Genomic DNA, 7,633 nt, shown 5'->3' with positions numbered 1-7,633 from the left:
GGAATACTTCCCTTAAGGCTGCCCAGAAGCCCAGACCGCCATCACCTACGGCAAGTCTGGGAGGAATATTTAACCCCCTGGTTTTTAAATCTAATAACATCTCGCTCCATCTCAGTTTACTTTCTCTGTAACCATCGTTTACAGCCACAATTTCTTTCTTTCCATTCTCTAATACTCCCATTACAACCAGTATGCATTGTCTCTCATCATCCAATCTCACATTGAAATATATCCCGTCTGCCCAAAAATAAACATAGTTTTTATGATGAAGGTCTCTCTTGCTCCACTTTTTATATTCATCTTCCCATTGTTTCTTTAATCTCACGATATTTGCTGGAGATAAACCTTTTGTATTCTTTCCCAGAATTGCTGACAGGGCAGAGGAAAAATCACCGGTAGAGATACCTTTCAAATAAAGAACAGGTATAAGATTATTTATGCTGGGAATTCTCCTCATATACTTGGGCAATATCTTGCTTGTAAAGCGCTTTGCTTCATTACTTTTTAGCTTTCTGTCATCTACTCTTGGCTGTTTAATAGAAATAGGTCCTATGCCTGTTAGTATCTGTCTTTCCGGCATATGACCATTCCGCACTGCCTTGTGTTTCCCACATTCATCTTTAAGGGATGGATGTTTCCAATGTATTCAGAAACCTCATTCTCTATGGCAGATTGCAGCATCTTCCTTGCACCCTCTCTCAAAACCTCTTCCAATGCATTGTCAAACTCATTTTCCTCTGGACTTTGTCCTTGTCTTTCTGTAGCACTTTTCATGTAGCGTGTCCTCCTTTTTAGGTATTTTTATTGATAGAAGAAGGATACGCTACTTTTTATTCATCCACAACTTTAGAGTATAACTCTGTAATATTCTGACAACCCCCTTCTTTTCCCCCCGCCCAAGAGCGGGGGGAATATAGGGGGGGAGTATTACACGGGGTTTAATCCAAAAAATCCGAGGCTGAAATTCTTAAACATCTCATAATAATTTTTATGAGGCAATGAATGATCACTTCGCGTAGATCTTTATATGAGGCAACAGGGAAAAACGGTTCTATAAAAGTTTTTTAAAGCCCTTTGTAAGCTTTTCTTTCAATGTTCGTTTTAATATCTTGCCCATCGTATTGCGGGGAAGTTCTTCAACAATTTCAAAATGTAATGGTCTTTGATAATCAACAAGTTTTTGCTGGCAGTGTTTTTTTAATTCTTGTATATTTATTTTATCATCAGGCACAACTACCGCTACTACCTTTTCTCCTCTTTTTTCATCAGGAATACCGATTACTGCGGATTCTCTTACCGAAGGGGATTCATTTAATACTCTTTCCACTATAGGTGGATAGACATTATAACCGTTGGTAATGATGAGGTCTTTTTTTCTTCCCACTAAAGTTAAGAATCCATCTCTATCTATATAACCTAAATCCCCAGTGTAGAAGAATCCCTCTTTATCAAAAGCCATTTTGGTAGCCTCTGGTTTTCTCCAGTAGTGGCTGAATAGATTTTCACTTTTTATCTTTACCTCTCCTGCTGTATTATTTTTAAAAATAGTTTTATCATTTTCATCTACCAGTTTCATCTCTATATTATCTAATGGTAATCCAACAGCACCCTGTTTGAATGGTCCATCTAAAGGAAGAGAAGTTATTACATGACTCTCGGTCATACCATAGCGGTTTATTAGATTTTTACCAATGATTGTTTCAATTTCTGGTAGAACTTCAGGCCGAATAGGAGCAGAACCACAGGTAAAGAGTCTCATTTTAGACCAATTTTTTGCTTTCTGTTTGAATTCTGGTCTTCTCAAGAAAGCATAATAGAATGTGGGCACAGCCATAAAAACGGTGGCATCTTTAATTTTTTCCATAGTTTTTAAAGGATGAAAACGATCTTCCAATATCATAACGCTGCCGGAGATAAGGGACAGATGGGCAGCAAAGGAAAGTCCATGAATATGAAACAGAGGAAGCACATTGAGCAATACATCTTCTGAATTAAATTTCCAGCATTTTTGAAGAGAAAGAAGGCTTTTTGCCACATTTTCGTGAGTATGAACCACGCCTTTCGGTTGTCCAGTAGTGCCGGAAGAATAAAGCATAAAGCAACAATCTTCTTTGTTTATCTCTACTTCTTTAAAGTTCTTACTGATATTTGTTTCGATCAATTTAGGATCGATAATTTCCTTTAATGCTGGACACGCCCCTTTTACTTCTTTGATTAATTTAGTCTGGCTGTTGGATGCAAAAACAAACCTTGCACCACTGTCATTTAAGAAATATATCATTTCATCCCTGGTAAAATTAAAATTCAAAGGCAGAGAAATACCTCCGCTTAAGATGATTCCCAGATGAGCTATCAAAAAAGGTAGTTTTTCTGGTGTATATAGAACAACCCTATCTCCTTTTTTTAATCCCTTTTGTTGGAGAAATGCGCCAACTTTCTCTGCTTTTTCTTTTAATTGTCCAAAGGTTATATTTTTATCATGATAAACGATAGCTACCTTATTTTTGTTTTTTTCAAACCCATACTCAAGAAGTTCTATAAAACTCTGCATAATTATTGGTTTCTTTCCTCCGAATTTCCATATCCTCCACCCCCTGGCGTTTCTATAATGAGTGTGTCACCTTTATTTAAAATCAATGTAGTTTTGCCTTTTATCTTTTCTTTTTTGCCGTTTTTTCTTTTTATCCAATATGCGCCAAGTTTTCCGGGTTGTCCTCCCATAAGTCCCCAGGGAGGTATTCTGTTTCTGTCTCCCAAAACTGTTACTTCTGCTGAAATAGAAGTTAAAGTCCATCTGCGTTTAATGCCACGACCACCACGCCATTTTCCTTCACCGCAAGATTCATCTCTTAATTCATAATTTTCAAAGAATAGAGGATAATATTGTTCTATAGCCTCAATGGGGGTATTCATAGTGTTGGTCATATTGCATTGAATACCATTCACTCCGTCTTTACCAAGACGAGCCCCAGAACCGCCGCCTATGGTTTCGTAAAAAACCCATTGTTTCTTTCTTACAGGATCAAATCCTCCTATTATGACATTGTTCATACTTCCCACAGATGCCGCGGGCACCTTATGAGGAAGGGCTTCGGCTAAAGCTCTAAAGACTGTATCTGCAATTCTTTGAGAGGTTTCTAAATTTCCTCCCGAAACAGGTGCTGGTTTTCTCGGGTTCACTAAACTTCCCTCAGGAGCTAAGATGTGTATGGGTTTCAAGCTACCTTCATTCATTGGAGCTTTCGGATCAATGATAGATTTAATTGCGAAATAGGTGGCTGAAAGGGTTACTCCAAAAACAGCATTTAAAGGTATGTTCAGTTGAGGATCTGTCCCTAAAAAATCAACGATAAGTTTATCCTTTTCTCTTTTTAATTTAACTCGAATCCAGGTTAATTCGTTATTTTCTATTCCTTCCAAACAATCTTCAGCTTTATAAATTCCTTCAGGAATAACCTTAATTTTCTCACGCATTCTTCTTTCACCATAAGAGATAATCTCATAAAAGACAGAAGACAATGTGTCAATTCCATATCTTCTGGCAAGTTCTATTACCCTTTTCTCTCCTAAATTGGCAGCTGCGATTTGAGCCCTTAAATCCCCTTGATTAATATCAGGGGTTCTTACCTTGTCAAGAAAATCTCTAAGAAAGTCCTGGTTTATGTGTTCTTGTTCCATCAACTTTAGAGGAGGAATAACTACTCCTTCCTCATAAAGGGATTTAGCATTGCAGGATATACTGCCTGAAGTCTTGCCGCCGACATCTACATGGTGAGCCTTGTTGACACTGAAACCTATGAGTTTTTTGTTGAAGAAGATAGGCTTTATTAAAGTAATATCATTTAGATGAGTTCCTATGATGTAAGGGTCATTTACAATTACTATATCCTTTTCTCTCCAATTTTTTATATACTTTAAGGCATTTTTAACTCCCCAGGGCAAAGAGCCTAAATGAACGGGGATGTGTTCGGCCTGAGCTAAGAGATTACCTTGAGGGTCAAAAAGAGCGCAGGAATGATCCATGCGTTCCTTAATATTGGGAGAGTAAGCCGAGTTTCTCAAAGCAATGCCCGTCTCTTCTGCAATGTAGCTCAAAGCATTTCTGATTATTTCAATGGTCATAGAATCAATCATTTGAACCTACTTTAGTTAAATGCAGATTTAAAAATTCATCTACAAATCCATTCCACCCCGGAGGAATAATGGTAGTGGCATCATATTGCTCAATAATAGCTGGTCCTTTAATCTGATTGCTAAAGGATAAATTATCTCTAAGATAAATCGGCGTTTGTATCCAACCTGTCTGCTCAAAAAAGACTTTTCTTTTATTTATTAAAGCTTTAGATAAATTCGATGTTTTGTAGTGTTTTTTGAATTCGGGTTTTTTAATAAGACCTATTACGATTAAATGAGCATTTACTATCTCCACAGGTTCGGTTTTTTCGGCGTAGCCATAGATTTCTTGATGACGCAGATGAAATAATTTTAAGGCTTCATTTAAACTTTTTACAGGTATGTTGATTTCATAGGATTGCCCCAAATATCTGATATCAAGTGTTCTTTCCATTATAATTTGATCTAAATTAAAGCCTTCTTTCTGTAAAATTTTTGCGGCTTCTTTTTCCATATCTTTAAATATATCTTGTAAGAATCTTGAATTTATATTCGAAGCTGGTTTTATAATACTTCTTACAAAATCGTGTCTAAAGTCTGTTAATATCAAACCCAAGGCAGAAAAAACGCCAGGATTTAAAGGAATAAAAACATCTTTAATGTCCAATTCTTCTGCTAAAAATGCTGCATGCATAGGACCTGAACCGCCGAATGCCAGCATCACAAAATCTCTAGGGTCATAGCCCCTTTCTATTGAGACCAATCTCAAGGCTCTCATCATGTGATTGTTTACAATCTCAATTATACCAGAGGCAGCTTGAACAGTTGAAATATTTAGAGGTTTAGTTATTTTTTCTACTAGGGCTTCCTCTGCTAATTCTGGAAAGACTTTTGTTTCTCCGAGATTGGGATTTAACCTTCCCAAAATTAAGTTGGCATCAGTAACGGTGGGATTTTCTCCTCTTTTTCCATAGCAGGCAGGACCAGGTTCTGCTCCTGCACTCAAGGGTCCTACTCTTAAAGCACCTCCTTCATCAATCCAGGCAATAGTTCCGCCTCCGCCACTCACTTCAGCTAAATCAACCAGAGGATAACGGATAGGATAACCACTGCCTTTAATCATACGGCCACTGTGAACTTTGCCTCCTATTTCATACTCTGTTGTCATCTGGGGTTTGTTTTTTATTATTGCTCCTGCTTTGGCTGTAGTGCCACCCATATCAAAACTCAATATGTTTTCAATTTTTAACATTTTACTCCAATAAGCAGAAGCTATTACCCCTGTTGCCGGCCCCGATTCAATTGTAGCCACGGGAATCCTGGAGGCAACATTTACCGTAGCTAAACCACCGTTGGATTGCATTACATATAAAGGTGCATTGACTGCAAGTTTTTTTTCAATATTTCTTAGATATTTAGATACAACAGGAATCAATAAACTATTTACTACAGTGGTGCTGGTGCGTTCATATTCACGATATTCAGGATCTACCTCATAAGAGGCTGTTATTACTGTATTTGGTAATATTTTTTTAAATATCTGTTTAACCTTTTTTTCATGTTCGGAATTAATATAGGAATGAAGAAAGACAATGGCTACCGTTTCAATGTTTTCTTGTTTAATCTTCTGAGCAAGGATTCCTACCTCTTCTTCATCAATAACTTTCAGGATTTGTCCTTTATAATTTATTCTTTCGTTAACTGTAAATCTTAAATTTCTTTCAATTAGAGGTTTTGGTCTTTCAAAAAACGGATTGTAAATTTCAGCTCTTTTCTGGCGGCCAATTTCCAGTATGTCTTTAAACCCTGAAGTGGTAATTAAAGCTCCTTTAGGAATCTTTAACCCTAATTGACCCAAGAATAGATTGGTTCCAATGGTTGAGGCATGAACAAATAAAGAGATTTTCTCATGTTTTAAATGTTTAAAAGCTTCAATTACAGCTTTACTGGGGTCAGAAGGAGTAGAAGGAAATTTAACAATGGAGATTTCTTTATTTTCTTCATTGAAAGCCACTAAATCTGTAAAAGTGCCTCCGACATCAATTCCTACCTTGAATTGCATATTTTATTTATAAACATTTTTCATTTGAGATAAACCTTCTGCTTCATCTTTATCCTCATGATGATAAGATATGAGGATTTTGTACTTATTTCACTCATCTTGATCTCCTTTACCTTCTGCTATCTTTAAAAACCTCTCCACTAATTCCGGGTCAAACTGAGTGCCCGCATTTTCTTTAAGTTCTTGTATTGCTTCTTCTTTTGACAGAGCTTTTCTATAAGGTCTATCACTCAGCATCACATCATAAGCATCTATAATAGATATAATACGAGACAATATAGGTATCTCTTTGCCCTTTAATCCTTTGGGATAACCTGTTCCATCCCATCTTTCATGATGATATAATATGTCTCTGGCAATAGGAACCAGTTGAGGGATATTTTTAGCCATCTTATATCCCTCTTCAGAGTGTTTTTTCATAATTTCCCATTCTTCTTCTGTTAACTTAGTAGGTTTAAATAAAATATTATCTGGTGTGCCTATTTTTCCTATATCATGCAGTAAAGCTAACAATCTCAATCTCTTTAATTCAAATTCTGATAGTCCTATATCCTTTCCTAAGGCTTCTGACAGATTCTGCAATCTCTCTGCATGTTTTTCAGTATGAGGGTCTCTTGTAGCTAAAACAGTTTTGAGGGTATCAATGATATGGTTTTCCCTGCTGGCAATATCTGATAGTTTTTCGGTATACATATTCTCATCTGCTTTTTCTAAAACCTTTTCCATGTCTTTGTATTGACCGGATTGTATAGCATATCCTAAGGCAACACTGAGTTTTATCTGGGCTTTTTTATTATACTCTTTACGTGCCTCTTCAAATCTATTACAGAATGCTTGGGCAGCATTTTCATCGGCATGGGGTAAGATAACGGCGAATTCATCCCCTCCAATGCGGGCTACCATATCTTCTTTACGAGATACAGATTTTAGTATTTTTGCCAGATTTTTTAGTAATTTATCTCCCTTGTTATGACCCAAGGTATCGTTGATCACTTTAAGACCATTGATATCTGCCATAATAACACTTAAGGGGTATTCCCTCTGTGTATTGAGTCTTTTTAGTTCTTCTTCAAAATAAGCTCTATTATACAGGCCTGTTAAAGCATCATGGAAGCTTATGTATTTTATTTTCTCCTCTATTTTTTTTTGCTCGGTGATGTCTTTTGAAACCACTGTTACGGCTATTACATTGCCTTTAGAATCTTTAAGGGGACTTAAGGTTCGAAGGAAGCATCTGTTATCCCTGTGACTTCTATGCTCACCCTGGATAGAGTTACCGGTTTTGAATACCTCTTCCACTGCTTTAACAAACATTTCCGTTTCCTCTTTTGAATGCAACTCGTTGTATGTTCTGTCTATGATTTGGTCTTTTGATACACCTAACCTTGATAGATGTTTTTCATTTATAAAGAGATACCTGCAATCCCTATCCACCAGATATACACTATCTTCGGTAGA

General features: G+C 36.7%; 6 protein-coding genes. All 6 read right to left on the bottom strand.

The features are described 5' to 3' along the window. A partial coding sequence (locus J7J10_03300) for a transposase (protein ID MCD6129961.1) occupies positions 1–580 on the bottom strand: 580 nt, incomplete at its 3' end. Continuing rightward, positions 559–774: a hypothetical protein gene (locus J7J10_03295; protein ID MCD6129960.1), complete on the bottom strand. Its 216-nt coding sequence runs from the start codon at positions 772–774 to the stop codon at positions 559–561. The genes J7J10_03295 and J7J10_03300, both read right to left, overlap by 22 nt. 277 nt (positions 775–1,051) lie before the next feature. After that, the gene (locus J7J10_03290; protein ID MCD6129959.1) at positions 1,052–2,551 is read right to left on the bottom strand and encodes an acyl--CoA ligase; all 1,500 of its coding nucleotides are present in this window, start codon (positions 2,549–2,551) and stop codon (positions 1,052–1,054) included. A gap of 2 nt (positions 2,552–2,553) precedes the next feature. Next, positions 2,554–4,122 carry a hydantoinase B/oxoprolinase family protein gene (locus J7J10_03285; GenBank protein MCD6129958.1) on the bottom strand — a complete coding sequence of 523 codons (1,569 nt, stop codon included), beginning with the start codon at positions 4,120–4,122 and terminating at the stop codon, positions 2,554–2,556. Positions 4,123–4,126: 4 nt separating this feature from the next. Then, a complete protein-coding gene (locus J7J10_03280; GenBank protein MCD6129957.1) occupies positions 4,127–6,175 on the bottom strand; it encodes a hydantoinase/oxoprolinase family protein in 2,049 nt (682 codons plus the stop codon). A gap of 90 nt (positions 6,176–6,265) precedes the next feature. Continuing rightward, the coding region (locus J7J10_03275) for a diguanylate cyclase (protein ID MCD6129956.1) at positions 6,266–7,633 on the bottom strand (1,368 nt) is incomplete at its 5' end.

This window comes from Deltaproteobacteria bacterium, assembly GCA_021159305.1.
GTDB lineage: Bacteria > Campylobacterota_A > Desulfurellia > JAGGSF01 > JAGGSF01 > JAGGSF01.
The sequence above is the reverse complement of the archived record's forward strand: the minus strand, read 5'-3'. Positions and strand labels throughout refer to the sequence as shown.